Here is a 26,889-nt window from a genome sequence, read left to right as displayed (position 1 = left end):
CCCGTCCTGACCGACGGGAGGGCACCCCGCGTCACCTCCCGGATCAGGCCAGTTGGGTCGCCTGCAGGCGCGCGTAGGCCGAGTCACGGGCGAGCAGTTCCCGATGGCTTCCGGACTCCACCACCCGCCCCCGTTCCAGCACCACGATCCGGTCGGCCCGTCTGATGGTGGAGAGGCGGTGTGCCACGACGAAGACCGTACGGCCGGCGACGAGACGCGCGAGCGCCTCCTGGACCTGCGCCTCGGAGCGGGCGTCGAGCGCGGACGTGGCCTCGTCGAGCACCAGGACGCGGGGGTCGCGGATGAGGGCACGGGCGATGGCGAGCCGCTGGCGCTGGCCGCCCGAGAGCCGGGTGCCGCGCTCGCCGACCACGGTGTCGAGGCCGTCCGGCAGCGCGTCGACGAACTCGGCGGCGTTGGCGTCGCGCAGGGCGCGCCGAAGCGTCTCCTCGTCGACGCGCTCCATCCCGTACGTGATGTTCTCCCGGATGCTCCCCTCGAAGAGGACGGACTCCTGGGGGACGACGGAGACGAACCTGCGGAAGCTCCGCAGGTCGAGCCCGGCCATGTCCTGGCCGTCGAGGAGGACCCGGCCCTCGGTGGGGCGGTGGAAGCCGAGCACCAGGTTGAGCAGGGTGGACTTCCCGGCGCCGGAGCCGCCGACGATCGCGAGGGTGGTGCCGACCGGTACGTCGAGGTCCACCTCGCTCAGGGCGGGCCCGTCGCCGTCGGCGTGCCTGAGGCCGGCGCCCTCGAACCGGAACGTCCCGGCGACCGACTCCACCCGCCGCTTGCCGTCGTTGACCTCCAGGTCGGGCGCCTGGAGGACCTCGCCGACGGACTTGAGGGACTCCACCCCCTTGCCCACGACGGGGGCCAGCGCGAGCAGGCTCGTGACGGCGCCGGTGAGGGTGGAGAAGTAGGCGCTGAGCATGACGACCTCGCCCGGGGTCACCGACGTCCACCCGTAGTAGGCGACGAGCGCCGCGCCCGCGAGGCAGGCCGTGCCGAGTCCGTTGAAGGCGACCCAGGACAGGGAGCCGAAGCGGGCGTTGAGCAGGTCGAGCCGGGTCCCCTCCCGCTGCACCTCGTCGAGCTCGCGTCCGACGCGGCCCAGGGCCGTGCGCTCCAGGGCGTGGGCGCGGGTGATGGGGATGAGGGTGGTCATGTCGCTGACGGAGGCGGACATGCGCTCGACCGAGCGGCGGTACGAGGTGTTCCCCTCCCCCAGCCTCGCCCGCAGGGCGCCGATCAGCAGGACGGCGACGGGGACGAGGACGAGGAAGACCGGCAGGAAGACCGGGGTGACGACGGCGATGACGGCGAGGCCGCCCGCCAGGGTCGCGACGGCGGTGAGGCCGTTGTCCGCCGTCTGCTGGAGTCCCGTCTCCAGCGTCTCGACGTCCCGGACCACCTTGGCGTGCAGCACGGACGAGCTGGTGCGGCTGTGGAAGCCGATGGAGAGCTGCTGCATCCGGGTCACGAGGGCGGACCTCAGGTCGCGGCCCAGCCGGCGGATCGCCCCGTGCGTCCAGCGGACGTACAGCAGGTGCAGGGGCGGGTTCAGGAGGAGGACCGTGAGCATCACGGCGCAGTTCCACCACAGTTCGGCGATCGGCCGGTGCTCGACGACGACGTCGATGACGTTCGCCGTCACCGGGGGGAGCAGCCAGACGGGCGCGTGCTTGGCGAAGAAGACCGCGACGGCCCCGGCGAGCCGTGCCCGGTCGGGGCGGAAGAGGTAGTGGGCGGTGCGGATCGGGTGTTCGCCCCGGTAACGGTGGTCGAGCGGGCTGTGATTCATGGCTTCTGCGGCTTCCTTCGTCGTGGCCGGCCGCGCCTCTCCCCGTGGCGCGCGTCCGGTGGCGGCGCGTGGACCGGGGCGGAGCCCGCCGCGTACGAGGGCCGCCCGGTTCCGCGGCCGCAGGGCGGTCGGGGTCTCCCTGGGGTGAGGACGGCGGCGTGCTCTCGTAGAAGCATGCGGCGCGCGGTCCCTTCGATTCCAGCGTTGACGGTGCCGCTCGGAAGATTTGCGAAACCCTGGCTAAACCACTGATGTCCCTTGCGGGTTCGCCCCGGTCCGGGGTGCCGGGCAGGCACAGGGCGCGGTGTCGTTCCGCTCCGGTTGGGCACGGAAGTTCCTTTTGCCCATGCCCCTCCGAGTGGGGTCAGCGGTCGGCCGGGGCGCGGGACGGGTGACGGGTGACGGGTGACGGGTGACGGGTGACGGGTGACGGGTGACGGTGTGCCCGTGCCCCGGTGGGTGAACCCCGCGCTTCGCGGGAGGACCGGAGCCGCCGGTTGGAACGCGCACGGTTCAGCCGCCGTGTGGTCTCGAAGCGGGCGGTCCACTGGCTGGTCCCCGTTCCCCGCTGGACGTCAGGCTCCGCGACGCGGCCTTCAAGGCGTTCCTGCCCCGCCGTCCCCCGTTCGTGCTGGGCAACGACCTCGCGGGGAAGGTCGTCCGGGTCGGCCCGGCCGTCACCCGCTTCGCGGTGGGCGACGGGGTCCACGGCCGGCCCGAGAAGGGCCGCATCGGCACCTTCGCCGAGCGTCACGCCGTCCACCAGGACGACCTGGCCCTCAAACCGGCCGCCCTCACGATGCCCGAGGCCACCCCGCCCTCCCGGGCCGCCCTGACCGCGTGCAGGCGCTGGTCGAGCGGGCACGTGTGCGGCCGGGTCAGAAGGTGCTCGTCCACGCGGGTGCCGGCGGTCTCGGCTCCGTCGCCGTCCAGCCGGCCAAGGCACGGGGCGCGCACGTGGCCACCACCGCGAGCGCCGCCACGGCCGGTCTGGTCGAGGAGCTCGGCGCGGACGAGGTCGTCGACCACCGCGCCCACGAGTCGTCGCGGGGGCGGAAACGGCCGTACGGCACAGGGCGTCGACGGCTGGTGCCGATAGATTCCCCGGCCGTCCACGTCCACCGGCACGCGGCGGGCCCGAGGAGGGCGATCCGGCACTCGGCCGGTCCGGAGGCGGCCCCCGACGGACGGGCCCACCTCCTCGCCTCGTTCCCGGCACGGGTGTGACAGGCGACGACAGGTTCCGGTCGATGTCGGCAGGCGCCCCACGATCCAGCCTCGCCTTGTGGCTCTCGGTCGCCCCGATCCTCTACCGTCTTGGATTCCAGCAGTCAACGAGCGGCCCAGGAGGCTACGTTGCCCTCGGCACCGCCCTCTACGAGCAGCGGCTCCGACCCGGTCCCCGACCCGGTTCCCGGGCCGGAGCCCGCGCCTTCACGGCGACCGCGCACGGGCAGGGCACGGAGGTGGTTCGGCGGTCTGAGCGAGGCCGGCAAGGTCGCGCTCGTCACCGCTGTGCTCACGACCTCCATCGGCGGGGCGTTCAGCGTCGTCAACGCCGCCACCTCCGCGTGGGGCGGCAAGGGCAACCAGGCCGGCACCGGGACGTCGCCGAAGACCGATCCCGCCGTCACGCCTTCCGCGCGCGACATGACCGACGGCAGGCCGGACGCGTCGGGTGCCGTCCCGTCCGCCCGGTCTCCCGAGTGCGAGATCCGCTCGGACGACCTCTCCTGCACGAATACGGCGGGGATCACGACGTACAGCCAACGCGACCGCGCGTCCCGCCCCGCCTGGCCACTCGGCCCCGAGAGCCTTTTCGTGTGCTGGGGGAGGGGGAAGGGCGGTGAGATCTGGTACTGGGTGGAATTCAAGACGAAGGACGAACCCTGGGGCAATGTTCCGGCGAGGGTGGTGAGTACGGACCCGATCCCCGCCACCGGCCTGAACGAGTGCTAGATCCTGACGTCAGATGTCACGCTCACATCAGGAGTGCGCGAGGGCGACGGCTGCCTCGTAGGACTCGGCGGTCTTGTCGTAGCGGGTGGCGATGCCCCGCCACTGCTTCAACCGGGTGAAGCACCGTTCCGCGGTGTCGGGGTGCTTGTCCCGTCGCAGGCCGAGGAACCCCTGCCGACGGTGATCACGTACCTCGACACAGCGGCGGGCGGGGGCTGGTGACCGACCACCTCCTGTACGCCTCCGCCGGCTACGCCCACCTCGTCGTCGACGGCCGCGGCCAGGGCCACGACGCCCTCGGCCCCCACCCGGACGCGGGCCCCCACCGGGTGCACGGGTACATGACCGGGGGATCGAGGATCCGCACACCCATGGCTACCGCCGACACCGGAACGCCCCGGGCCCGGCGGCCTTTCCGTCCCGGTCGACGGCGACACCTCGACCGTCCCCTCCGCGGAGCGGACGTGGGCGGGGAGGCCCCGCGGGAAGGGGCGGAGCGTCGGGGTCAGCCGGCCGTCCAGCCGCCGTCGAGCGGCAGGGAGGTGCCGGTGAGGTAGCCGGAGTGGGGGCCGCAGAGCCACAGGACCGCGGCGGCGACCTCCTCCGTCTCCAGGAGGCGCTTCACGGGCGAGCGGGCCAGCATCACGTCGGCCAGCACGTCGCCCTCGCTGATGCCGTGCGCGGCGGCCTGGTCGCGGACCTGGCCCTCGACCAGCGGGGTGCGGACGTAACCGGGGTTCACGCAGTTGCTGGTGACCCCGTGCGGGGCGCCCTCGATGGCGGCGACCTTGCTGAGGCCCTCCAGGGCGTGCTTGGCGGCGACGTAGGCGGCCTTGTAGGCGCTGGCGCGGAGCCCGTGGACGCTGGAGACGTTGACGATCCGGCCCCAGCCGCCGCCGTACATGTGCGGCAGCGTCCTGCGCATCAGCAGGAACGGGGCGGTGACCATCACCTTCTGGATCAGTTCGAACCGGTCCGGCGGGAACTCCGTGAGCGGGGCGACGTGCTGGAGGCCCGCGTTGTTGACGAGGATGTCGGCGTCGGCGGGCAGCAGGTCGACGGCGCTCGCGTCGGCGAGATCGGCGACGTGCGCCCGGCCGCCGGTGAGCTCGGCGACGGCCTTCGCCGAGTCGGCGTCCCGGTCGACCACGTGGACGAAGGCCCCCGCCTGCGCCAGGGCGAGGGCGCAGGCCCGGCCGATGCCGCTGCCGCCGCCGGTCACCAGCGCGGTGCGCCCGCTCAGGTCGAGCGCGCCGCCGGGTGACGGCAGCCGGTCCGGGGTGGGAAATGTGTTCGTCATGGCCCGAACAGTAGGGAGGGCTCTCCCGTCGGCCCATGTGCGAGCCATCCACAGTGCCGGGCGGTTCCATGGTGCGATTCCCCATGCAATCGCTCCCGCGCGGAGGCCGCACGGCTCAGGAGGGCACGTGGACGGCCTTCGCGGGGTCGAGCGGGCACTCGTTCGCCAGGGTCACCGCGTCCTGGCCGGCGGGCCGCGCGACGGTGCGCGAGGCGGGCGGGCGGGTTCCGCCGGCGAGCCAGCCCTCCAGGGCCGTGAAGGCCGTGCGGTGGCAGGGCGCGAGCGGCCGGAGGCCGCCGTCCGGGAAGACGTCGACGAGCGAGTCGGTGTGGGTGCCGCCCTCGATGCGGTAGTAGCGGTGCAGCGCGCCCCGCCCGGCCTCGCGCACCATGCGGGCGTACACGTCGGAGTCCCGGCCGATCGGCAGGAGGGCGTCCAGGGTGCCGTGCAGGGTGATCAGCGGCTTTCCGATCCGCCCGGTGAGGGCGATCTTCCGCACGGCCTGCCGCACTTCGGCGGGCCGGGCCGCGTAGTCGTAGTCGGCGTCGCAGGCGGGCGTGCCGGGCAGGCAGTACGGCGTGCCCGCCTCGACGGGGCCGTCGAAACCGGGGTCCAGCTCCTCGCGGTAGACGCGCTGGGTCAGGTCCCAGTAGACCTTGTGGTGGTACGGCCACAGGAACTCCGAGCCGGCCGGGAAACCGGCGGCGTGCAGCTCCCGCCGCGCCTCCTCCGCGCCCGCGCCGCCCGCGGCGTACACGGGATAGGCGCGCATCGCCTTCGGCAGGAAGTCGAGGAGGTTGGGGCCGTCGCTCCGCCAGAGGATGCCCTCCCAGTCGACGCCGCCGTCATAGAGCTCGGGATGGTTCTCCAGCTGCCAGCGGACGAGGTAGCCGCCGTTGGACATGCCGGTCGCCAGGGTGCGGGCGGGAGGCCGGTGGTAGCGCTGCGCCACCACCGCTCGCGCCGCACGGGTGAGCTGGGTGACGCGGTCGTTCCATTCGGCGATCGCGTCGCCGGGGGCCTTTCCGTCGCGGTGGAAGGCGAGGCCCGTGTTGCCCTTGTCGGTGGCGGCGTACGCGTACCCCCGGGCCAGCACGCCGTCGGCGATGGCCCGGTCGTTGGCGTACTGCTCGCGGTTGCCGGGCGTGCCGGCGACGACGAGGCCGCCGTTCCAGCGGTCGGGCAGCCGGATGACGAACTGGGCGTCGTGCTGCCAGCCGTGGTTGGTGTTGGTGGCGGAGGTGTCGGGGAAGTAGCCGTCGATCTGGATGCCGGGCACCCCGCTGGGGACGGCGAGGTCCTTCGGGGTGAGCCCCGCCCAGTCGGCCGGGTCGGTGTGGCCCGAGGCGACGGTGCCGGCCGTCGTCAGCTCGTCGAGGCAGGCGGACCGCTGGTGCTCCGCGCCGGGGACGCGGAGCTGCGCCTGGCGGGCGCAGTGGGCTCCGGTGGCGGCGGGGGCCGGGGCGGCCTGGGCGGCGGGGACGGCGGTGAGGGCGAGGGCGGCCACGGCGAGGGCCGTTTGTACGCCGCGCCGCCGGGGGCGTGGTGAGGAGCGGAAGGTGGGGCGACGACGCATGGGTGCGTACCTCCGGGGTCGGGGACGGGACCGGCGGGGCCCGCCGGGCGAGGGACCGGTCCGTGGCGGACTCGCGGGAGGCTATGTCGCCCTCCGGCCGCCCGACATGGCTGCGCGGCCCACCGTCCCGGGCCGTGCGGTGGGCGCCGGCACCACCCTCCCGCCCCGGCGACGCGGCACGGGCCCGGCGTACGGAGGCAGCGGTGGGCGACATGAGGGAGGGGGGAGGTGTGTGCACGACAGCCATGGTCGCCGCCGACGCCCGCTCCCTAGGGTCGGTGCCTGTCGCTGGTACCGGCACCGGTTCCGACCTGCGAGGTCGTCCGGCTGCCCGAGGGAAGGGATCCGTCCTCATGGGTCTGGACAAGACGGTCGCGAGCGCGGCGGAGGCGGTGGCCGACATCCCCGCCGGAGCATCGCTCGCCGTGGGCGGATTCGGGCTCTGCGGGATACCGGGCACGCTCATCGACGCGCTGTGGCAGCGCGGCACGGAGGGCCTCCGCGTCGTGTCGAACAACTGCGGTGTGGACGACTGGGGCCTCGGCCTGCTGCTGGCCGCAGGCCAGATCGCCCGGATGACGAGCTCGTACGTCGGCGAGAACAAGGAGTTCGCCCGCCGGTACCTGAACGGGGAGCTGGAGGTCGAGCTCGTCCCCCAGGGCACGCTCGCGGAGCGGCTGCGGGCGGGCGGCGCGGGCATCCCGGCCTTCTACACCCCCGCGGGGACGGGGACGCAGGTCGGCGAGGGCGGGTTGCCGTGGAGGTACGCGGCCGGGGGCGGCGCGGTCGCGGTCGCGTCGCCGGCCAAGGAGACGCGGGAGTTCGGCGGGCGTCCGTACCTCCTGGAGGAGGGGATCACGACGGACTTCGCGCTGGTACGGGCGACGATCGGGGACCGGCACGGCAATCTGGTCTTCCGTTCCTCGGCCCGCAACTTCAACCCGCTGGCCGCCATGGCCGGACGGGTCACCGTCGCCGAGGTCGACCACCTCGTCGAACCGGGTGAGCTCGACCCCGACGAGGTCCACCTCCCCGGCGTCTTCGTCCAGCGGGTGGTCCGGGTCACGCCCGGCGACCCGGCCGCCGAGCGGCGCGTCGAGCGCCGTACCGTACGCCGGGAAGGCGACGTCTGATGGCCCTCACCCGCGAGCAGATGGCGGCCCGCGCCGCCCGGGAGCTCACCGACGGCAGCCACGTGAACCTCGGCATCGGCCTGCCGACGCTCATTCCCAACCACCTCCCGCCCGGCATCGAGGTCGTGCTCCAGTCCGAGAACGGCATCCTCGGCGTCGGCCCGTACCCCACCGAGGACGAGCTCGACGCCGACCTGATCAACGCGGGCAAGGAGACGGTCACGACGCTGCCCGGCGCCTCGTTCTTCGACTCGGCGCTGTCCTTCGGGATGATCCGCGGCGGTCACATCGACGCGGCCGTCCTCGGCGCCATGCAGGTCTCCGCCTCGGGCGACCTCGCCAACTGGATGATCCCCGGCAAGATGGTCAAGGGCATGGGCGGTGCGATGGACCTCGTCCACGGCGCCGGGCGGGTCATCGTGCTCATGGAGCACACCGCGAAGGACGGCACGCCCAAGCTCGTCGAGACGTGCGGGCTGCCCCTGACCGGGCGCGGCGTCGTCCAGCGCGTGGTCACGGACCTCGCCGTCGTGGACATCGCCCCCGACGGCTTCCTCCTGGCCGAACTGGCTCCGGGGGTCACCGTCGAGCAGGTCGCGGCGGCGACGGCGGCGCCCCTGCGCGTGCCACCGGGCCTCACTCAGGGAGCCGGCCCGGCTGCCTGACGGCGCTTCGGGTCCTCCAGGGGGAGGGGGCTCCGGTCGGTGTTCCGGGGGCGGTACGCCGGATGGATCCGGGTGAGCGCCTCCGCGAGCCGGTGCCGCCGTTCCACGGGCCGGCCGCGTCGGCCGCCCGCCGGCATGCCGGCCGGAAGCCCGCTCCGGTCCGGCACGCGGGCGGCCTCGGCGACCGACAGGTGGTGGTGGAGCGTGCCCGGGACCCGCCGCGTCCGGGATCCGCCGCGTCGGTGCCCGCCCGGCCGCGGCCTTCCCGCGGTACCGCGGTCCGGCGGGCCGGGTCACCCGCGGTCCCCGGCGCCTCGGCGAGGCCGCAGCGGGCGAACGGGAGGCCCGGCAATCCGCTTGACCGCGGCCCGTCCGGCCGTGGCACCATCCGTGGGATGTCCCCCTCCCTCCGGATCGGCCCCTACACCGTCATCGCCCTCACGGACGGCGAAGGCCCCTTCTTCTCCCCCAGGGCGGAGGCGTTCCCCGACGCCACCGCCGCACAGTGGTCCGCGGCCGACCGGTTCGATCCCGGTGCGCTCGACGCCGAAGGGCGCTGGTGGCTCCGGTTCCGGGCGTTCGCGATCCGCAGCGACCGGGGTGTGACGCTGGTCGACGCGGGGATCGGGCCGGCCGGCAGCCCGGCGGCCGCGTGGGCGCCCGTGCCCGGAGTGCTTCCGGCGGAGCTGGCCGCGGCGGGCATCGAGCCGTCCGAGGTGGACACCGTGGTGCTCACGCACCTCCACACGGACCACGTGGGATGGGCCGTCGTCGGCGGCGAGGAGGCCCGCCCCTTCTTCCCGAACGCCCACTACCTGCTCCAGCGGGCGGAGTTCGACGCCCTGGAGCGGATCAACCCCCCGCTGCGATCCCGCGTGATCGATCCCCTCCGGTCTGCCGGCCGACTCCGGCTGCTCGACGGCGAGGCCGCGCTGCACAGCGGCGAGCGCCTGATCGCCACGCCCGGTCACACACCCGGCCACCAGAGCGTCCTCGTCGAGTCCGGAGGCGAACTCCTGGCCGTGACCGGCGACTTGCTCGTCCACGCGATCCAACTGCTCCACCCGGAACTCGCCTACGCCCACGAGATGGACCCCCACCGGGCCAGGGCCTCGCGGGAGCAGGTGTTGCGCGCCCGGGCCACGCACACCCTCCACCTGGCGACACCGCACCTGACCGATCCGTTCGTCGTGGCGGGGCGCTGAGTCCCCGGTCGCCCGACCGCGGATCAACACCCCTCCCACCGGAAGAGCGCGGAGAGGCGGTGGTCGTGCTCGTAGGCGGGGTGAGGGGGCTGCCCCAGCCGCCCGATCGCGTCCCCGGTGCGCGGATCGCCGCGCCTCAGAAGCCCGTAGGCGGCACTGAGCCGGGTGTCGAAGTCGTGGTCGTCCAGGAGGGCCGCGAGGGCGTCGGCGAGTTCCGGCGAGCGGTCGTCGCCGGCCGCGGCGGCTTCGGCGACGCCTGCGCGCACCTGGACCTCCGGATCCCGGAGCAGCCGCGCGACGACGTTCGTGAACGCGGCACCGCCGTCGTGTTCCGCGCCCATCACCCGGCCCGCGGAGGTCCGTACCGCCCGGTCGTCGTCCCCGGCGAGTACGAGCAGGGCGGCGCGGACCGCCGCGTCGGGAGGCGCGGGCGGGGTGGCCCGGCTCCGCAGGAGCGTCGGGACCCGGGCTCGGACGCGCGCGTCCGGGTGCGTCGCGTAGCGCAACCCCAGGGCGTCCGGTTCCTCGCAGTCCGTCTCGTCGAGGACGCGGAGAACCTGGGCCAGGACTCCGGGGTCGTCGTCTCCGTCCCGCGCCCAGGCGGTGAGCAGTTCCGTCACCTCCGCCTCGTAGGAGTTCATCCAGCCCCCGAAGGAGACGAGGTGGCCGAAGGCGACGTCCACGACGAAGCTCCGGTGCTCCGGACGTGGGCTGTGCCGGTACGCCGTCACCGCGGTCCACGTCTCCTTGCTGCGGCGTTCGCTCAGGATGAAGCCGGCGGCGGACCGGTCGACGTGGTCCGGGTCCGCGACGACCGCGACCGGCGCCGGGTCGTGCTGCGCGTCGAACCGGAGGCCATCCGTCTGGGGCAGGACTTCTTCGGCCCCGTCATCGACGGGCTGCTGGACGTGCTGGATTCCTTCGACCCCGTCGAACGGGACGCCGTACGACGCTTCCTGACGGCCGCCCACACCGCCCTCGGCCCGCAGCGGGGGCGATGATCGTCGCACAGGCCCCGCCCTCCGCCCGTCCCTTCACCACCGCCCACGGTGGCTCCGGCCTGTGACAACCGCCTGCCCTCCCGCACGGCATGGGGCAGACGAGGCCGACGTGTCACGACACCACGTGAAGACGCGCAGGTCGCGGCCCGTCCGGATCGGGCCCGTCGACGCCCGGCGGGGGAAACCGCCGAGCCGCGAGCGGATTCCCGCCCGGCGGAACGCCGGAACCGGCGGCGGGTGGCCCCGACCCGTCGCGGGTCGCCGGACGCGTAGGGTGCCCGGATGATCGATGTGCCCGAGGAGTTCGTACACAGCACCGTCGGCCGGGAGGGCGAGGCCGGGGTGGCCTGGCTCGCCGAACTGCCGGGCCTCATCGAGGATTTGCTGGGTCGGTGGCACTGCGCTCCGGACGGTGCGGTGATGCACGGGGGTGTCGGCGTCATCGTTCCGGTGCGACGGGGGTCCGGGGAAGGAGCGGTGCTGAAGGTGTCGTTCCCCCATCCCGGGAACGTCCATGAGCCGGACGCGTTCGTCGCGTGGGGCGGGCGCGGGGCCGTGCTGCTGCACGAGCGCGACGACGAGCGGTTCGCGATGCTCCTGGAACGGGCCCGGTCGACGACCCTGGCGGAGGTGGAGGACGGTGACGAGGTCGCGGCGGTCGCCGGTCGGCTCAATCGCCGCCTCGCCGTTCCCGCGCCGCCCGGTCTGCCCCGGCTGCGCGAGCAGGCCGACGCCTGGGAGGCCCGGCTCCGCGAGGACGCGCGGCGGTTGCCGCACGCGATGCCTCCGCGCGTACTGCACGCCGCCGTGGACACCGTCCGGGAACTGGGCCCGGAGCAACCGGACACCCTCGTCCACGGCGATCTGCACGGACGGAACATCCTGCGCGCCGAACGGGAGCCGTGGCTGGCCGTCGACCCCAAGGGACGCGCGGGCGATCCCGCCTACGACGGCGGCACGCTGCTGAAGTCCCGGGCACTGACGCTCCTCGGAGCGGACGACCTGCGCGGGGCCGCCGACCGGGTCCTCGACGTCTTCGCCGAGGCAGCGGAACTCGACCGGGAACGGGTACGCCGTTGGGCGCAGTTCCACGCCGTCGAGGCCGCGTTCTGGGGTCGTCGACACGGTTTCCGCGTCGCCCGCGGCGGTCCGCGGCTGGACTCGCTCACCGAGTTCGCGGAACGCTTGGCCGGGTTCCTCACCGAAGGCCGGTAGGGGCGAGGCGTCCCCCGTACGGTTCCAGAGGCCGGTCGGGGACCCGCCGGCTCAACCGTCGGCGTCGGTCAGGTCCGCGGTGATCCGGGAGCAGAGCAGCATGTCGCGTCGTTCACCGCCCACCGACCGGTAGCCGCGGAGGTGGCCTTCATGGGTGAAGCCCGCGTGGACGGCCGTCTTGCGGGAGGCGGTGTTCCAGGGTTCGACGTACAGCTCCACGCGCGCGAGGGCGAGGTCGCGCAACGCCCAGGCCGCGACCGCGCGCAGGCCCACCGTGGCGATGCCCTTGCCACGGGCGGAACCCGCCACCCAGTAGCCCACGGAGGCACGGCCCTGGCCGCCTGCGTCCGGCCAGAGACCGATCGCGCCGAGGCCGCGGTCTCCCGCCGCCTCGGCCATGACGAACGGGTAGCCCGTGCGGCTGAGCGCCCGGTCCTCCTGGCGGGCGATGAAGGCGACGCCCTCGGCGTGGGTGTAGGGGCTGGGCACGGTGGTGACCAGCGGAATGTACGCGTCCTCCGCCGCCTCCCGCACCAGCGGCAGGTCGTCGAGGCGCCAGGGCCTCAGCACCAGGCCGTCGCTTGCGGCGATCCGGGGAACGATGAAGGGTGTCGACACGCTCCTTACCATGCCCGCATCAGGGCACGCCGGCGCAAGCCGGACCGCCGGAACGCGCCATCGCCACCGCCCCAGTACCCGGACCGGCACCGGCACCGGCACCGGCACCGGCCCTACGCTCGGTCGACGCTGCCCGTCATCGACCTCAAGGAGCTCCCCCATGACCACGCATCCCGATGTCGCCGCGCTGCTCGATCTCGTGCCGGCGGAGTTCGCCGGCGGCGAGCGGATCGACTGGGACGCGGCGGAGGACGCGCTGGGGACCGCGCTGCCGGGCGACTACAAGGCCCTGCTGGACACGTACGGTGTGGGCGACATCGGTGACCTGGTCATACTGCCGCCGCTCCCCGGTGACGTGCGCGGGTGGGAGGGGTGTCACATCGGGGCCAGGACGGAGGAGCTGCGCGGGCTCTGGGCGGAGGACGCGGGAGTTCCGGGAGTGGCGTCGGGAGCCGACGCCGTGTTGCCGTGGGGCACGGGAATGAACGCGAACGAGATGGGCTGGCTCATGAACGGCCCGGACCCGGACGAGTGGCCCGTCGTGGCCTGGCGGCGGCACCACGCGTGGGGCGAGTCGCCGTGGGCTCTGTTCGACCGCACCATGGTCCAGTTCCTCACCCGCATGATGCTGGGCCGGTTCGACGCCTGTCCGCTCGGGGACGCGTCGCTCTGGAAGCGGACCGGCGCTTTCGTGAGCCGGCGGGAGCAGGAGCGACGGTTCAGGGCCGGCCTGGATCCGTTCACGGGCGAACCGGACCCCTACGCCCGCATGTTCCCTGCCGTGGAGGATCCGCTCCGGTAGCGGGGTGGCGGGCCCTGGCACGGCCGTCTCGCCACGGAACCGCGGGAGCCTGCTTCTTTGCGCCGGTGAATGGCCGGGTCCGTCCGCCGAGTGCCGTCGCCGGCGTCGGAGGGACGGGCGGCGACGGGCTCCGGACCGGCGGCCCTCGACCTTCGGCCTCCGGCCTTACGCGACGACGAAGTTGTGGGCCGGGACGATCGTGGGCCGGACGTCGGCGTGGCCGAGCTCGGCCAGGATCGGACCGAAGGCCTTCGCGTGGGTTTCCAGGGCCTCCTGGCTCTCCCAGACCTCGGTCACGCGGAACACGCCGTCGGCCGTCCCCGCCGCGTGCGAGACGAGACCCACGACCGGGAGGTCCGCGAAGCGGGTGAAGCCCCTGCCGTTCGTCATCCGCTCGACGACCGTGTCGTAGAGCTCCTGTCCGGCGCCGGGGAAGTCGAAGGTGACGATGATGGCCATCGGTGCGTCCCTCTCTCGGGCCGCCGCACGGTCGCGGCGGCAACGCCCGCGATCCTAGCGGTGGGTGATCGCGTGAACGCACAGAGCGAGGCGTGACGGTGAAGCGGCCGCCGGTCGTTGACGGTCGATTGTCAGTGCCCGCTGAGATGCTGGTCCGAGAGTCGCCCCCCGGCCCTGTCGCGTTCGGGGCGGGGCGGCGTCGGCCGTCGCGGGAAGGGGCCTGCTTGAGGATCATGCTGGACAACAACATCTGGTCGTACCTGGGGGACGAGCAGGCGGGCGACCGGTTCAAGGCGCTCGTCCGCTCCCTGGGGCACCGTGTGGTGACCCCGCCGGGTGTCCTGCTGGAGGTGCTCCAGCACCCCCGGCCCGACAAGCGGGAGGCCATCGTGAGGGCCCTCGTGACCGGTACCGACGAGCGGTTGCGGAGCGAGGCCGACCTGGAGGCCGAGGAGGTCGTCGGAGAGGTACGGCGCCTGCGCCCGGAGTGGGCGCGTGCGGTGCCCGACACCGGCCGCGAGGCGAGCCTGCGCACTTTCTGGACGAAGACGGTCTGGCGGCGGGCCCTCGACTCCCACGACCTCTTCCGCGAGATCGCTCCGGCCCGGCACGCGGACCGTACGGCGAAGCACCTGGTCGACGTCCAGAAGACGCAGCAGAAGGAGTGGCGCGCGGGGAAGTTCGACGTCGGCGACCTGTCCCGCATCACCGCGTTCCCCTCCGAGGAGACCGCGCCCGGGCCGCGGCTCGGGTGGCGGCCCGGCGACCGGATCGCGGCGTGGCGGCCGCTGACACAGGAGGTGTACTGGCGTTACTTCGCCGTGGGCCGCCGTTCGGTGCTGACGCACGAGGACGCCACCGGCGCGGACTGGGTCGGGGCCCGTGTCGACCTGCGTGCCATGTGCGCCTCCCGCGAGGAGTTCAACCGCTTCTGGCTGTACGGGGTGGATGCCGCGAACATGCCCCGCAACTGGCTCCGTTGGGCGGCCCAGACCGTCCAGACGGACATGAAGGTCACCGGTGGCAATCCCCGCGACGTGCAGCACGCCTCCCATCTGCCGGACTGCGACGTGTTCCTGACGGCCGACAAGAACTTCGCGCGGGTCCTGGACCGGATCGGGCGGCAGGCGCCCGTGCCCGTGGGCCGTGGCCTTCGGGTCGCCCCGGCCGCCCACGGAGGCGTCGTCGAGGCCGTCGAGGCGGCGCTCCGCACCCTGTGAAGCCGTCGCCGGTCGCCGTTCCTCGGACCGTGCGCCTGTGCGGAGCGGCCGGTCGGGCCACCCGACTGCTTTGCGATGGCGACGGGTTAGGGTGCTGTGTCCTGCCGTCGATCAAGGTCTGGTGTTCCGCGTGTCGCAGCAACCGATGCCGCCCGTGCCGCCGTCGCACTCGCACTCTCCCTCTCACTACGGCTCGTACCCGCCTCCGTTCCCTCCCCCTCCGCCGTCGCAGCCGCCCGGTCCGTCTCCCCGGCGCGGGTGGCGGCGGCCGGCCGTGCTGGTCGGAGCGGCGGCGGTGGCGCTCGCGGTGGTGGCGGGCGGTCTCGTGTGGGCGACGGGCGGTTCGGGAACCCGGGACGACTCGGGGAAGGGTTCCGTCCCGCCGTCGGCTTCGAGCGCGCCGACGTCCGCGTCGGCGTCGCCGTCGCCGACGCGGCCGAGTACCGAGGGGAAGGTCGCCTGGAAGATCGGCGCTCCGGCAGCCGAGCGGGACGGACGGAGGGTGTCGGCGCCGGGGGCCTGGCTCTCGGGGACGACGTACGCGACCGGCGTGTCGGACGCGGTCACGGGCTACGACGCCGCGACCGGCCGCGTGCGGTGGTCGGTTCCGCTCGACGGCGACATCTGCGGAGCCTCCCCCACGCAGTCGGCGAACGGCCTGGTCGCGGTCGCGTACCGGAGCGGCAAGGAACCGAAGAGCCCCTGCACCCGCTTCGCCGTCATCGACATCGCCCGGGGCGGCGTCGTCTGGCGCACGGCGCTGAAGACGTCGCTCCGGCCCCTGGGGCTGGGCCTGACGGTCGCCGTCACCGATCAGGTGGCTGCCGTCGGCTGGCCCACGATGGGTGACGAGGCCGCCGCGGCGGGTGGCTCCTTCGGGTTCCGGCTGTCCACGGGGAAGCCGGTGTGGACCGCGCCCGCCCAGGGGTGCTCCGGCGAGGAGCACAAGGGCGGCAAGGCGCTCGTCACCCACGCCCTGTGCGGAGGGGACTGGAAGGGCGGCACGCACCGGGTCGGCCACCGCGACCCTTCGACCGGGAAGGCGAAGTGGCTGTACACGGCGTACGCGACCGACCTGTGGATCGCGTCCGCCGACCCCCTGGTCGTCGGCGTCAACCCGGGCCCTTCCGACGCGTACGCCCCCGACCGCCTGGTCTCCCTCTCCCCCCAGGGCAGGGCGCGCGCCACCTGGAAGGTCAAGGAGACCCACGCGACCGGTTGCGAGAACTACCAGCGGCGCTGCGGCGGCGTCCTCGCCACTCGCGACACCCTCTACCTGGTGGCGACCCACGACGCCGGGGAGTCCGACTCCCTCGAGGCGTTCGACATCGCCACCGGCAGGCGGAAGTGGTCCTTCTCCCCGCCGGAGAAGAGCTGGCGGAACCTGTCCCCGGTCCGGGCCGACAGCGGCGGCCTCACGGTGTACATGCAGCCCTCCAGCATGCGCGGCAGCAAGGTGCTGCACCTCTCGGCCGCGGACGGCGAGGCGACCCGGCTCATGGAGATGCCGGACCAGGGGATCCACACCGCGCCGGACAAGGAGATGGTCGACGCGGCCATGGAGGACCCGTTGCACTACGCGGATCAGAGGCTGTTCCTCCACCGTCGCGGCCAGTTCAACTACGCCATCGAAGCTCCCATGACGCTGGTCCTCACGACCCGTTGACGTCACCGCCGCGGCGAGGCCCCGCACCCGGGGCCTCCGCGCGGAGGGGCGTGGAGTGCGCCGCGGACGCCTCCGCCTCGACGGCGGTGTAGGCGGAGGCGAAGGTGAAGGCACGGGGGGAAGGGCCGTGGGCGCGCAGCTCCGCCAGGCGCTCCAAGGCCTCCTCCGTGGTCGGGCGGTGGCCGGCGGGGACCCACCAGAGGACCAGGTGGGCCTCGACGTGCCGCGCGAACCACGCGCGGCGCTGCCGCATCACTTCCAGGTGCCCGCTGCGGTAGGTGAAGTCCCACAGGGCTTCCCGGGTCTCCCAGACGGTGAGGTTCACGATGACGTCCTCGCCCGCGGGACGCGCGCCGGTGGCGTCGGCCGTCCCCTCCTCCACGAACCGCCAGACGAAGCCGGGCGCGCCGTCGGCGGCGGTGTTGACCGGTTCGAGCATCTCGACGAACGGGGCCATGCGGGGATCGTCGAGGGGGTGGAGGAGCGTGGCCACGTTGAGCTGGGCGAGGTGGTGGGCACCGGCGGGCGGGTGCGGGGATGCGGTCATGGCCTCATCCCAGCACGGCGCCCATTTCTATGTCAATGATCGTTGTTTTTAGAAGGTTCGATCACGACGCAGCACTCCCCCGGCCTGGCGTCCATCCGGGCGCGGAGCGCGTCCGACCCACCCAACAGCCCCTCCAGGAGGGCCAGGTTCATGCCGCAGACGAGCGGCGGGAACCGCTCGGCGACGGCGTGGAAGGGGCAGTTGCGCATGCGGATGACGGGGGCGGTGGACGTGGTACCGGCGGCGCCGCCGGTGGCGGTGACATCGGCGGCGGAGCCATCACCGGAACCCGCGTCGGCGTCGCCGCCTTCGAGGCGCGGCTCGTAACCCCGGGCCGCCAGCAGCTCCATGGCGTCCTCGAGGCTTCCGCACGGCCCGGCCGTCTCGCGCAGGGCCTCGCCCCGGCGGCGGGCCGCCGCGCAGAGACCGGCGTCCAGGCCGGCCAGTTCGGCGGCCTCGGCGAGCAGTTCGGCGGCGGTGCGGTAGTCGCGGGCGGGCAGCGAGACCGAGCGCTCGCCGGGCGCCCTCCGGTAGACCTTGGCGGGGCGGCCCGCTCCGGGGCCCGAACGGCCCGTGAGGCGGCGGCTGCCGCTCTCCAGCAGCCCCGCCTCCGTCAGGCGGTCCAGATGGTGCGCGGCGAGCGTGCGCGCCACGCCCGCCGCCTCCGCGGCCTCGTTGCGCCCGACGTCACGGCCCTGCGCCGCCACGTACTCGTACAGGCGACGGCGTACCGGATCCTGCAGCGCCGCGATTGCTTCGATGTCCTCCATCCGGCCATTCTAATGACAATGGAAGTTGGAGATAGAGAAGGCCGGAGGGGAAACGGCCCGGTCAGGCGATCGTCGCCATGCGGTCCTTGTCGCCGACGGCGGCGGGCCGGTGCGTGGCGGCCAGGGACCGTTCGAGGAGGTCGAGGCTCTGCCGCATCTCGGCGATGCGCTCCGCCAGGTCCGCGGGACGCGGCTCCCCGGGGGCCGTCGCGCTCGCACTCACGCCCTCCTTCTCGGCCGCGCCGCCGCGGGAGTTCCGGCCGTCGGCGTCCAGTGCGGCCCTGTCGAGTTCGCGCGCCTCGTCCAGGCTGTTCAGGACCACCCCGATGAGGACGTTGACCAGGACGAACGAGGCGAGCAGGACGTACGAGCCGTAGTAGAGGAGGCTCAGCCGCGAGACGGCCAGGCCGTTGTAGATGGCGTCCTGGAGGCCCTCCAGGGTCATGAGCAGGAAGAGGGTGAGCAGGGCGCGGCCCAGGGAGCCGAAGTGGGCGGGGTCGTGGGAACCGAAGCAGACCCAGCCGATCATGGCGTAGACGTAGAGGATGACGGCGCCGACGAAGAGGAAGCTGACGGTGCCGGGCAGGCTGCGCGAGACCGCGATGAAGAGGACGCGCAGCTGGGGAAAGAACCGGGCCGTGCGGAGGACGCGTACCAGCCGGAGCAGCCGGAGGACGGTGGAGTTCTCGCGCACGAAGGGGATGTAGGCGCACGCGACGACGATCAGGTCGAAGACGTTCCAGCCGTCCCGCCAGAACTCCTTGGGCCGGTCGGCGTGGGCGCCGACGCGCAGCACCATCTCCAGCGTGAAGAAGGCGAGACAGGCGAGTTCGGCCCCGTGCAGTCGGGCCGCGTGCTCGCTGACGAAGCCGCGGTAGGTCTCGGCGCCGAGGAGGACGGCGTTGAGGAGGATCACGGCCAGGACGACGAAGGAGAAGGCGGGGGCCTCGGTCACGGCGCGGCATGCTGCCGCGATCCGGACCCGGGTGGGAGCCGGGGCGGTGGTCATGAGGGTCTCCGGGGGCGCTTGCGCCGGGCACTGGCTCGGGTGCGGGCGCGCGACGGGATACGGGGGTGGGAGGGGAGCCGAGGGAGTGGGTTTCCTGCTGTCCTAACGGGCCGGGAACACGTCGGGCTGCGGGATGGGCGCGAAATGGCTGAACGATTCATCCGCTGCGGGGAAAGACCGCGCATTGGGTCCCCTCCGGGCCGCCGGGTCCGTGACCGGCCCCGCCCAAGATCGTTAACTCCGGTCCCCCGGCGCGGGCTCCCCCGGCACGGACTCCGACTCCGTGCGGGCGACACCCGCCGGCCGGAGGGCGATACCTCCCGGGCAGAGGACGACATCCGCCGGGCGAAGGGCGAGATCCACCGGATGGAGGGCGACACCCCCGCGGCCGGGGGCGACGCCCGCCCGCCTCACGGCGCCCCCGCCCGACGGGGGCGCCCCGCAGGCGACCTCGACCGTCCGCCCGTCGAGCCCTTGCCCCCTCGGGGCGGAGCCCGGCCGTCCAGGAGGCGCGCGTCGGCTGCCCCTGAATCGCCGTCCGCGATGTCGACGGGCGCGGGTCAGTAGACATCGCGGACGTAGCGCTTCTCCGCCGCCAGCTGCTTCACGTACGCGGCCGCCTCCTCCTCGGTCATCCGCCCGTGGCGGGCGACGACCTCCCGGAGGGCGCGGTCGACGTCCTTCGCCATGCGGGCGGCGTCGCCGCAGACGGCGACGTGGGCGCCGTCCTGGAGCCAGGACCACAGGGCGGCGCCGTGCTCGCGCATGCGGTCCTGGACGTAGACCTTGGCGCGCTGGTCGCGGGAGAAGGCGGTGTCGAGGCGGTCCAGGTGGCCGCTCGCCAGGTGGGCTTCGAGGTCCTCCCGGTAGTAGAAGTCGGTGGCCTCGCGCTGTTCGCCGAAGAAGAGCCAGTTGCGGCCCTTGTGGCCGCGGGCGAGGCGGTCCTCCAGGAAGCCGGCGAAGGGGGCCACGCCCGTGCCCGGGCCGACCATGACGAGCGGGGCGGCGGGGTCGGCGGGCGGGCGGAAGTGCGGGGAGCGCTGCACGAAGACCTGCACCGGGCCGTCGTCGGCGTGGTCGGCGAGATACGCGGAGCAGACTCCCGTGCGCTCCCGGCCCCGGCCGTTGGCGTAGCGGACGACGGAGACGGTGAGGCTGACCTCGCCCGGCTGCGCGAGGGGGCTGGAGGAGATCGAGTACAGGCGCGGCTGGAGCCGTTTGAGGACCCCCGCCCACTCGGCGGCCGAGGCGCGGACCGGGTGGGCGGCGAGGAGGTCGGGGGCCTGGAGTCCCCAGCTCCACTTCGCGAGTTCGTCCTTGTGGCCGGGGCGGAGCAGCCGCCTGAGCTCCTGGCTCCCGGTGCGCTCGGCGACGAACCTGAGCAGGTCCGGGGTGATGCGGGTGATGTCGAGACGGGTCCGCAGCGCTTCGGCGAGGGGCAGGGTGTCCGCCTCCGCTCCCGTGCCGGTGCCCGTGGTCACGGGTTCGGCGGGGTCGAGGCCCGTGAGGGCCAGCCACTCCGCGACCAGTTCCCCGCTGTTGGCCGGCCAGACGCCGAGGGCGTCGCCCGCCTCGTACGCCAGCTCGCCGCCCCGGGTGTCGAAGGTGAAGCGGCGCACCTCCTTCTGCGAACCGGGCAGGCTCAGCAGCCGGTTGCCGACGAGGAGCGTCGCGAACGGCGAGGACTTCGAGTACGCCGGGGGGTCGGTGCGCGCGGCGGAGGCCGGCACGGGGACGGTGCGGGGCCGCTCGACGGGTATCGGTGCGCAGGCTTCCGCCGCCTCGGTGGGCAGCAGCGGCAGGAGGGCCGTGAGCCAGGCTCCGGAGGTCTCCTCGTGGTCGGGTTCGCAGTCGGTACGGGGGAGGAGGCGGCCCGCGCCGAGTTCCGCCAGGCGCTCGTCCAGCCGTCGGCCGTGGCCGCAGAAGTCGTCGTACGCGGAGTCCCCGAAGGCGAGCACGGAGTAGCGCAGGCCGTCGAGGCGCGGGGCGCCGGGCGCGTTCAGGGCCGCCCAGAAGGCGGCGCCGTTGTCGGGGGCGTCGCCGTCCCCGAAGGTGCTGGCCACCACCAGCAGATCCGTGTCGGCGCCGAGCTCCGCGAGGTCGGCGCTCTCCATCGGGAGGAGCTCCGGCCGGTGACCGGCGTCGGCGAGCCGGCCGGCGGCCGTCGCGGCGAACTCCTCGGCGGTGCCCGTCTGCGAGGCCCAGAGGATCAGGAGCCGGCGGGTGGAGGGGGCCGGCCGCCGGGGGTGGTCCTCCGAGGCCGCCGGGGCGATGGAAGCCCGCGCCGGGAGCGGCGCGGACGCGTCCGCCGGGGTCCGGGAGAACATCCCGGCGAGGACCCCGTCGACCCAGAGGCCGTGGTCGGGGCTGAAGGGGGCGGTGGCGGGCAGGACCGGGACCTGACCGTCGGCGGGGGCGGCGGCGAGCCCGGAGAGGTATCCGGCGAGGTAGCGGCGCTCCGGTTCGGTGAGCGGCGGCGGTACGAGCTCCGCGACGCCGAACAGGGCGGCGAGGGCCGTCGCCGCGGGCCCGGTGCCGGGGTCCGCCTCCGCGGCGGGCTCGGTGGCGGATCCCGCGGTCGGCGCCGGGACCGGCACCGGCGCCGCCGTCCTCGTCAGGCTCACGGCGCACACCTTGAACTCGGGCTGGAAGGAGAGGGGGTCGACGGCGTCGTTGGTGACGGCGTTGACGCTCAGGTACTCGCCGAAGAGGTCGTTCCAGTGGAAGGGGGCGAAGCAGGTGCCCGGCAGGACGCGGTCGGTCACCACGGCGGGCAGGACGGCGCGGCCGCGCCGGGAGGCCATCTCCAGGTGGTCGCCCTCGTGGACGCCGAGGGCCGCCGCGTCGTCGGGGTGGACCTCGACGAACGGTCCGGGGTTCAGCTTGGTCAGCTTGGCGACCTTGCCGGTCTTGGTGAGGGTGTGCCACTGGTGCGGGAGCCGACCGGTGTTGAGGACGAACGGATAGTCTTCGTCGGGGAGTTCGGCGGCCGGGAGGTACGGCCGGGCGAAGAAGCGGGCCCGGCCGTCGGGCGTCGGGAAGGCGAGGTGGGGGCGGGTGCCGTCCGGGCGCTCCAGCAGGGTCTGGCTGACGCCGTCGTTGAGGTAGCGGATCGGGTTGCGGGCGGGGCCTTCGGCGCGGGGGGCGGGCCACTGCACGGGGGTGGCGCGCAGCCGCTCGTACGTGACGCCGCGCAGGTCCCAGCCGGTCTGCGGGTTCCAGGCCTGCTTGAGCTCCTCGAAGACCTCCTCGGCGGAGGTGTACGTGAACGCCTCGGCGAACCCCATGGCGCGGGCGACGTGGGCGATGAGCTGCCAGTCGGGGAGGGCCTGGCCGGGCGGGTCGACGACGCCCCGGACGAGGGTGAGGTTCCGTTCGGAGTTGACCATGACGCCGTCGGACTCGGCCCACAGGGTGGCGGGGAGGACGACGTCGGCGTACGCGTTCGTCTCGGTGTCGGCGAACACGTCCTGGGTGACGACGAGTTCGGCCGCTTCGAGGGCGGCGATGACGGTCTTGCGGTTGGCGACGGAGGCGACCGGGTTGGTGCAGATGATCCAGCAGGCCTTGATGTCGCCGGCCGCCATCCGTTCGAACATCTCGACCGTGCCGCGTCCGGCGTCCTCGCGGAGCGAACCCGCCGGTATGCCCCACAGGTCCTCGGTGAAGGCGCGGTCGGCGGGGACGAGCACCGACCGCTGCCCGGGCAGGCCGGGGCCCATGTAGCCCATCTCCCGTCCGCCCATGGCGTTGGGCTGGCCGGTGAGGGAGAAGGGGCCCGCGCCGGGTCGGCAGATCGCGCCGGTGGCGAGGTGGAGGTTGACGAGCGCGTTGGTGTTCCAGGTGCCGCGGGTGGACTGGTTGAGCCCCATGGTCCAGCAGCTCGTCCAGGCGCCGGCCTCGCCGATCCAGCGGGCGGCGCGCCGGATGTCGTCCTCCGGGATGCCGGTGAGCTCGGCGACCCGCGCGGGCGGGTAGTCGGCGAGGAAGGCGGGCATGGCGTCCCAGCCCCCGGTGTGCGCGGCGATGAACTCCTCGTCGAGCCGGCCGTCCTCGGCGAGGAGGTGCAACAGGCCGTTGAGCAGGGCGAGATCGGTGCCGGGCCGGATCTGGAGGAAGAGGTCGGCCTTGTCGGCGGTGGCGTTGCGGCGGGGGTCGACGACGATCAGTTTCGCCCCGGCCGTCCTGATCCGGTCCATCATCCTGAGGAAGAGGATCGGATGGCAGTCCGCCATGTTGGAGCCGATCACGAGGAAGACGTCGGCGTGGTCGAAGTCGTCGTACGAGCCGGGCGGGCCGTCGGCGCCGAGCGACAGCTTGTAGCCGGTTCCGGCGGAGGCCATGCAGAGCCGGGAGTTGGACTCGATCTGGGGGGTCCGCACGAAGCCCTTGGCGAGCTTGTTGGCCAAGTACTGGGCTTCCAGGGACATCTGGCCGGAAACGTAGAACGCGAGGGCGTCGGGGCCGTGTTCGTCGAGGAGGGCGCGGAGGCGGCGGGCCACGTCGGCGACGGCGGTGTCGACGTCGGTGGCGACCGGTGCCGCCTCGCGCTCCGGCCGCACGAGCGCCGTGGTGGCCCGCCCGGGGGCGGCGAGCATGTCGGCGCTCGTGGCCCCCTTGGTACAGAGCCGCCCGGCGTTCGCGGGGTGGGCCTTGTCGCCGGACGCCTTCACGGCCCGGCGGCGCCCCGTCGCGGGGTCCGTCACGACGTCGAGGACGATCCCGCATCCGACCCCGCAGTACGAGCAGGCCGTACGCACCGTTCCGTCCTCCGCTTCCGGCGACCCCACGTGCACCCCTCCCACCGGTACCGACACCGTCTCCGACATGGGAACTCTCCCATGGGCAAGACGTTAGGAAGATCCGGTTTCCGGCCGATCACGCCCTCCGGGCGGGACGGGTTACGCGGGCCGCACGCCGGCCCCCGGCGCTCGGTGAGGGCCCCGCTCCGCTTCCGCGGGACCCCGGGGCCCCGCGCCCGCACGGCGCGTTCCGGTGCTTGTCGACGGTCGGCGCGGGCACGACGATGTGCCCCTGGAGCGAGCCGTACGTCCTCGATGGGGAGGCCGACTTGAGCGAGGCGTCGACGCGGTGGAACGTGCGGTCCGGCGCGGGACCGCGGGCGGTGGTGGCGGAGTCGTGGCGGCGGTCCGAGCGGGCGCGGGTCAGCCGGGAGGGGGCGGCGCCGACGGAGCTGGACGAGGAGGAGCTGGCCGCGTACCGGGCGGGGCATCCGCTGGCGGCGGCGATGCCGGTGATCAGGGAGCTGCTCGGCGCGGACGCCCGGGACGGCGGGCATCTGCTCGCGGTGTGCGACGCGGCCGGGCGGCTGCTGTGGGTGGAGGGGGATCCGGCGGCGCTGCGGCAGGCGCGGCGGATGAACTTCGTCGCCGGTGCGGGCTGGGCGGAGACGGCGGCGGGGACGAACGCGCCGGGGACGGCGCTCGCCGTCGGCCGGCCGGTGCAGGTGGTGGCGGCGGAGCACTTCCGGCCGCCGGTGCGGGCCTGGACGTGCGCGGCGGCGCCGCTGCACGATCCGCGCGACGGGCGGCTGCTGGGCGCGGTCGACCTGACCGGCGGCGCGGGGCTCGCCCATCCGCACAGTCTCGGGCTCGTCCGGGCGGTGGCGCGGGCGGCCGAGGCGCAGCTGGCGCTGCTCGCCCCGGAGCCGGCGCCGGGGCGGCCGCGGTTGACCGCGCTGGGCCGGGACGAGGCGCTGCTCGTGGTGGACGGGCGGCGGCTGCGGCTGAGCCGCCGGCACAGCGAGATCGTGGTGGTCCTGGCGCACCGGCCGGAGGGGGTGGGCGGGGAGGAGCTGCTGTCCCTGTTGTACGAGGACGGGTCGGTCACCCCGGTGACGCTGCGGGCGGAGCTGTCCCGGCTGCGGTCGCTGCTCGGGCCGGAGGTGCTGGCCTCGCGTCCGTACCGGCTGGCCGGACCGGTGGACGCCGACTTCGCGCTGGTGGACCGGCGCCTCGCCGCGGGGGCGGTCGCGGCGGCCGCCGGGGAGTACGCGGGCCCGCTGCTGCCGGGGTCGGCGGCGCCCGGGGTCGTACGGCTGCGGGAGCGGCTGGCGGGCCGGCTGCGGGCGGCGCTGGTGGCGCGGGCGGATCCGCTGCTGCTGGCGGACTGGGCGCACAGCGCGTGGGGCGAGGACGACCTGGAGGTGTGGCGGGCGCTGTGCGCGGCGGTGCCGGCGGCGCAGGCGGCGCCCGTACGGGCCCGGCTGGACGCGCTGGAGGCGGAACTGTCGGCCGGTGCAACGGGGCTGCAACGTCCGCTCCCCCACACTCGGCGGTGAGAGCGCCGGTCGGGACGACGGGCCCTCTCTCCGTCCCCGGCCGCTCGCGCGCCCGCCGTCCGGCGGGTCCCGGCGGCCGGATCCGTACGACCTTCAGGGAGGTCTGCCGATGACCCGCTACGCCGCACCCGGTACCGAGGGCGCGCTCATGGCGTACCAGCCGCGTTACGACCACTGGATCGGCGGCGCGTACGTCGCCCCGGCGCGCGGCCGGTACTTCGAGAACCCGAGCCCGGTCGACGGCCGGCCGTTCACCGAGATCGCCCGGGGCACCGAGGAGGACGTGGAGCGCGCCCTGGACGCGGCGCACGCGGCCGCGCCGGCGTGGGGGCGGACCTCGGCGGCCGACCGGTCGGCGGTGCTGCTGCGGATCGCCGACCGGATGGAGGCGAACCTGGAGGCGCTCGCGGTCGCGGAGACCTGGGACAACGGCAAGCCGGTCCGCGAGACCCTCGCCGCCGACATCCCCCTCGCCGTCGACCACTTCCGCTACTTCGCGGGGGCGCTGCGGGCGCAGGAGGGGTCGCTCAGCGAGATCGACGAGGACACGGTGGCGTACCACTTCCACGAGCCGCTGGGGGTGGTGGCGCAGATCATCCCGTGGAACTTCCCGATCCTGATGGCGGTGTGGAAGCTGGCGCCGGCGCTCGCGGCGGGCAACGCGGTGGTGCTGAAGCCGGCGGAGCAGACGCCGGCGTCGGTGCACTACTGGCTGAGCCTGGTCGCGGACCTGCTGCCGCCGGGCGTGCTGAACGTCGTCAACGGCTTCGGCGAGGAGGCGGGCAAGCCGCTGGCGTCCTCCCCGCGGGTCGCGAAGATCGCCTTCACCGGCGAGACGGCGACGGGCCGCCTGATCATGGAGTACGCCTCCGCGAACCTGAAGCCGGTGACGCTGGAGCTGGGCGGCAAGTCGCCGAACATCTTCTTCGAGGACGTGTGGGCGGCGGACGACGACTTCCGCGACAAGGCGCTGGAGGGCTTCACGATGTTCGCCCTCAACCAGGGCGAGGTCTGCACCTGCCCCTCGCGCGCCCTGGTGCAGCGCGGCTGCTACGGCGCGTTCATGGAGGCGGCGGTCGCGCGCACGGAGGCGATCGTGGCGGGCCATCCGCTGGACCCGGCGACGATGATCGGCGCGCAGGCGTCGGCGGAGCAGCTGAAGAAGATCCTCTCCTACCTGGAGATCGGGCAGCGGGAGGGCGCCAAGATCCTGACGGGCGGTCAGCAGGTGGGTCTCGGCGGGGACCTGGAGGGGGGCTACTACGTCCAGCCGACCGTCTTCGAGGGCGACAACCGCATGCGGATCTTCCAGGAGGAGATCTTCGGCCCGGTCGTCGCGGTCGCCTCCTTCACCGACTTCGACGACGCCGTCCGCACGGCGAACGACACCCTGTACGGGCTCGGCGCCGGCGTCTGGACCCGCGACGCGAACACCGCGTACCGCGCCGGCCGCGCCATCCAGGCCGGCCGCGTCTGGTCCAACTGCTACCACGCCTACCCGGCCCACGCCGCCTTCGGCGGCTACAAGCAGTCGGGCATCGGCCGGGAGACCCACAAGATGATGCTGGAGCACTACCAGCAGACGAAGAACCTGCTGGTCAGCTATTCGCCGAAGAAGCTCGGATTCTTCTAGGACCGT

The 26,889-nt window shown here is 74.0% G+C and carries 24 protein-coding genes and 1 pseudogene; 13 read left to right on the top strand and 12 right to left on the bottom strand.

The genetic code is table 11. The features are described 5' to 3' along the window. Positions 1-43 precede the first annotated feature (43 nt). Positions 44-1,804: an ABC transporter ATP-binding protein gene (locus IE245_RS26580; protein ID WP_189951937.1), complete on the bottom strand. Its 1,761-nt coding sequence runs from the start codon at positions 1,802-1,804 to the stop codon at positions 44-46. 628 nt (positions 1,805-2,432) lie between these two features. On the opposite strand from IE245_RS26580, the pseudogene IE245_RS38135 reads away from it, so the two are divergent. Next, positions 2,433-2,528 (top strand): annotated as a pseudogene (locus tag IE245_RS38135) (alcohol dehydrogenase catalytic domain-containing protein); the annotation flags it as partial. Between the two features lie 26 nt (positions 2,529-2,554). On the opposite strand, the gene IE245_RS38130 reads toward IE245_RS38135, so the two are convergent. Further along, positions 2,555-2,833, bottom strand: coding sequence for a hypothetical protein (locus IE245_RS38130; protein ID WP_373305404.1), 279 nt, complete (start codon positions 2,831-2,833; stop codon positions 2,555-2,557). 486 nt (positions 2,834-3,319) lie between these two features. Between IE245_RS38130 and IE245_RS26570 the strand changes: the two genes are divergently transcribed. Further along, a complete protein-coding gene (locus IE245_RS26570; protein ID WP_189951935.1) occupies positions 3,320-3,763 on the top strand; it encodes a hypothetical protein in 444 nt (147 codons plus the stop codon). A 215-nt stretch (positions 3,764-3,978) separates the two neighbouring features. Continuing rightward, positions 3,979-4,320 (top strand): hypothetical protein, encoded by a 342-nt coding sequence (locus tag IE245_RS37235; RefSeq protein WP_373305403.1) that lies wholly within the window; start codon positions 3,979-3,981, stop codon positions 4,318-4,320. Here the strand turns inward: IE245_RS37235 and IE245_RS26560 are convergent. Next, positions 4,269-5,063, bottom strand: a complete 795-nt coding sequence (locus IE245_RS26560) for a 3-hydroxybutyrate dehydrogenase (protein ID WP_189951933.1) — start codon at positions 5,061-5,063, stop codon at positions 4,269-4,271. The genes IE245_RS37235 and IE245_RS26560 overlap by 52 nt on opposite strands. A gap of 115 nt (positions 5,064-5,178) precedes the next feature. Then, complete coding sequence (locus IE245_RS26555; protein ID WP_189951931.1) at positions 5,179-6,639, bottom strand: tannase/feruloyl esterase family alpha/beta hydrolase; 1,461 nt, start codon at positions 6,637-6,639, stop codon at positions 5,179-5,181. Between the two features lie 353 nt (positions 6,640-6,992). Between IE245_RS26555 and IE245_RS26550 the strand changes: the two genes are divergently transcribed. From IE245_RS26550 to IE245_RS26540, 3 genes are all read left to right on the top strand, one after another. Further along, entirely contained in the window at positions 6,993-7,772 is a 780-nt protein-coding gene (locus IE245_RS26550; RefSeq protein WP_189951929.1) for a CoA transferase subunit A, read from the top strand. Beyond that, positions 7,772-8,437 carry a CoA transferase subunit B gene (locus IE245_RS26545; RefSeq protein WP_189951927.1) on the top strand — a complete coding sequence of 222 codons (666 nt, stop codon included), beginning with the start codon at positions 7,772-7,774 and terminating at the stop codon, positions 8,435-8,437. Before IE245_RS26550 ends, IE245_RS26545 begins: the two co-directional genes overlap by 1 nt. Before the next feature lie 395 nt (positions 8,438-8,832). Next, a complete protein-coding gene (locus IE245_RS26540) occupies positions 8,833-9,642 on the top strand; it encodes an MBL fold metallo-hydrolase (RefSeq protein ID WP_189951924.1) in 810 nt (269 codons plus the stop codon). Between the two features lie 23 nt (positions 9,643-9,665). Here the strand turns inward: IE245_RS26540 and IE245_RS26535 are convergent, their stop codons facing one another. Beyond that, positions 9,666-10,373 (bottom strand): HEAT repeat domain-containing protein, encoded by a 708-nt coding sequence (locus IE245_RS26535; protein ID WP_189951922.1) that lies wholly within the window; start codon positions 10,371-10,373, stop codon positions 9,666-9,668. Between the two features lie 63 nt (positions 10,374-10,436). On the opposite strand from IE245_RS26535, the gene IE245_RS26530 reads away from it, so the two are divergent. Both IE245_RS26530 and IE245_RS26525 read left to right on the top strand, forming a co-directional pair. Then, positions 10,437-10,643: a hypothetical protein gene (locus IE245_RS26530; RefSeq protein WP_189951921.1), complete on the top strand. Its 207-nt coding sequence runs from the start codon at positions 10,437-10,439 to the stop codon at positions 10,641-10,643. A gap of 282 nt (positions 10,644-10,925) precedes the next feature. After that, entirely contained in the window at positions 10,926-11,858 is a 933-nt protein-coding gene (locus tag IE245_RS26525) for an aminoglycoside phosphotransferase family protein (protein WP_189951918.1), read from the top strand. 51 nt (positions 11,859-11,909) lie between these two features. Here the strand turns inward: IE245_RS26525 and IE245_RS26520 are convergent, their stop codons facing one another. Continuing rightward, positions 11,910-12,476, bottom strand: a complete 567-nt coding sequence (locus IE245_RS26520) for a GNAT family N-acetyltransferase (RefSeq protein WP_229851526.1) — start codon at positions 12,474-12,476, stop codon at positions 11,910-11,912. A 160-nt stretch (positions 12,477-12,636) separates the two neighbouring features. Here IE245_RS26520 and IE245_RS26515 point away from each other — a divergent pair, with 160 nt between their 5' ends. After that, on the top strand, positions 12,637-13,278 hold the full coding sequence (locus IE245_RS26515) for an SMI1/KNR4 family protein (RefSeq protein ID WP_189951914.1): 642 nt from the start codon (positions 12,637-12,639) through the stop codon (positions 13,276-13,278). 165 nt (positions 13,279-13,443) lie between these two features. On the opposite strand, the gene IE245_RS26510 is transcribed toward IE245_RS26515, so the two are convergent. Beyond that, a complete protein-coding gene (locus tag IE245_RS26510) occupies positions 13,444-13,737 on the bottom strand; it encodes a hypothetical protein (protein WP_189951912.1) in 294 nt (97 codons plus the stop codon). Positions 13,738-13,961: 224 nt separating this feature from the next. On the opposite strand from IE245_RS26510, the gene IE245_RS26505 reads away from it, so the two are divergent. Next, positions 13,962-14,957, top strand: coding sequence for a hypothetical protein (locus IE245_RS26505; protein ID WP_189951910.1), 996 nt, complete (start codon positions 13,962-13,964; stop codon positions 14,955-14,957). Positions 14,958-15,143: 186 nt separating this feature from the next. On the opposite strand, the gene IE245_RS37230 is transcribed toward IE245_RS26505, so the two are convergent. Beyond that, positions 15,144-15,524 (bottom strand): hypothetical protein, encoded by a 381-nt coding sequence (locus IE245_RS37230; protein WP_229851542.1) that lies wholly within the window; start codon positions 15,522-15,524, stop codon positions 15,144-15,146. Here IE245_RS37230 and IE245_RS26500 point away from each other — a divergent pair. Then, positions 15,460-16,623 (top strand): outer membrane protein assembly factor BamB family protein, encoded by a 1,164-nt coding sequence (locus tag IE245_RS26500; protein WP_229851525.1) that lies wholly within the window; start codon positions 15,460-15,462, stop codon positions 16,621-16,623. The genes IE245_RS37230 and IE245_RS26500 overlap by 65 nt on opposite strands. Here IE245_RS26500 and IE245_RS26495 read toward each other — a convergent pair. The 4 genes from IE245_RS26495 to IE245_RS26480 form a co-directional block, all read right to left on the bottom strand. Beyond that, entirely contained in the window at positions 16,610-17,170 is a 561-nt protein-coding gene (locus IE245_RS26495; protein ID WP_189951907.1) for a DUF3291 domain-containing protein, read from the bottom strand. The two genes, IE245_RS26500 and IE245_RS26495, sit on opposite strands and share 14 nt — an antisense overlap. A 32-nt stretch (positions 17,171-17,202) precedes the next feature. After that, entirely contained in the window at positions 17,203-17,940 is a 738-nt protein-coding gene (locus IE245_RS26490; RefSeq protein ID WP_189951905.1) for a helix-turn-helix transcriptional regulator, read from the bottom strand. 61 nt (positions 17,941-18,001) lie between these two features. Beyond that, positions 18,002-18,949 carry an ion transporter gene (locus IE245_RS26485; RefSeq protein WP_189951903.1) on the bottom strand — a complete coding sequence of 316 codons (948 nt, stop codon included), beginning with the start codon at positions 18,947-18,949 and terminating at the stop codon, positions 18,002-18,004. A 560-nt stretch (positions 18,950-19,509) separates the two neighbouring features. Then, positions 19,510-23,778 (bottom strand): bifunctional nitrate reductase/sulfite reductase flavoprotein subunit alpha, encoded by a 4,269-nt coding sequence (locus IE245_RS26480; protein ID WP_189951901.1) that lies wholly within the window; start codon positions 23,776-23,778, stop codon positions 19,510-19,512. Between the two features lie 242 nt (positions 23,779-24,020). Between IE245_RS26480 and IE245_RS26475 the strand changes: the two genes are divergently transcribed. Further along, on the top strand, positions 24,021-25,250 hold the full coding sequence (locus tag IE245_RS26475) for a GAF domain-containing protein (RefSeq protein WP_229851524.1): 1,230 nt from the start codon (positions 24,021-24,023) through the stop codon (positions 25,248-25,250). A gap of 109 nt (positions 25,251-25,359) precedes the next feature. Further along, a complete protein-coding gene (gene exaC, locus IE245_RS26470; RefSeq protein ID WP_189951899.1) occupies positions 25,360-26,883 on the top strand; it encodes an acetaldehyde dehydrogenase ExaC in 1,524 nt (507 codons plus the stop codon). Positions 26,884-26,889 lie beyond the last annotated feature (6 nt).

Origin of the sequence: Streptomyces roseolus (assembly GCF_014649855.1) — a bacterium.
Lineage (GTDB): Bacteria > Actinomycetota > Actinomycetes > Streptomycetales > Streptomycetaceae > Streptomyces > Streptomyces roseolus.
Note: the sequence above shows the minus strand (reverse complement) of the source record. Positions and strands in the feature narration are given on the sequence as shown.

What these genes read in the sequence shown, in the direction of transcription:
- IE245_RS26525 (WP_189951918.1), top strand. Translation starts at nt 10,926, where the DNA reads ATGATCGATGTGCCCGAGGAGTTCGTACACAGCACCGTCGGCCGGGAG.
- IE245_RS26485 (WP_189951903.1), bottom strand. Translation starts at nt 18,949, where the DNA reads ATGACCACCGCCCCGGCTCCCACCCGGGTCCGGATCGCGGCAGCATGC.
- IE245_RS26540 (WP_189951924.1), top strand. Translation starts at nt 8,833, where the DNA reads ATGTCCCCCTCCCTCCGGATCGGCCCCTACACCGTCATCGCCCTCACG.
- exaC (WP_189951899.1), top strand. Translation starts at nt 25,360, where the DNA reads ATGACCCGCTACGCCGCACCCGGTACCGAGGGCGCGCTCATGGCGTAC.
- IE245_RS26495 (WP_189951907.1), bottom strand. Translation starts at nt 17,170, where the DNA reads ATGACCGCATCCCCGCACCCGCCCGCCGGTGCCCACCACCTCGCCCAG.
- IE245_RS26580 (WP_189951937.1), bottom strand. Translation starts at nt 1,804, where the DNA reads ATGAATCACAGCCCGCTCGACCACCGTTACCGGGGCGAACACCCGATC.
- IE245_RS26550 (WP_189951929.1), top strand. Translation starts at nt 6,993, where the DNA reads ATGGGTCTGGACAAGACGGTCGCGAGCGCGGCGGAGGCGGTGGCCGAC.
- IE245_RS26480 (WP_189951901.1), bottom strand. Translation starts at nt 23,778, where the DNA reads ATGTCGGAGACGGTGTCGGTACCGGTGGGAGGGGTGCACGTGGGGTCG.
- IE245_RS26510 (WP_189951912.1), bottom strand. Translation starts at nt 13,737, where the DNA reads ATGGCCATCATCGTCACCTTCGACTTCCCCGGCGCCGGACAGGAGCTC.
- IE245_RS26515 (WP_189951914.1), top strand. Translation starts at nt 12,637, where the DNA reads ATGACCACGCATCCCGATGTCGCCGCGCTGCTCGATCTCGTGCCGGCG.
- IE245_RS26560 (WP_189951933.1), bottom strand. Translation starts at nt 5,063, where the DNA reads ATGACGAACACATTTCCCACCCCGGACCGGCTGCCGTCACCCGGCGGC.
- IE245_RS26555 (WP_189951931.1), bottom strand. Translation starts at nt 6,639, where the DNA reads ATGCGTCGTCGCCCCACCTTCCGCTCCTCACCACGCCCCCGGCGGCGC.
- IE245_RS26545 (WP_189951927.1), top strand. Translation starts at nt 7,772, where the DNA reads ATGGCCCTCACCCGCGAGCAGATGGCGGCCCGCGCCGCCCGGGAGCTC.
- IE245_RS26490 (WP_189951905.1), bottom strand. Translation starts at nt 17,940, where the DNA reads ATGGAGGACATCGAAGCAATCGCGGCGCTGCAGGATCCGGTACGCCGT.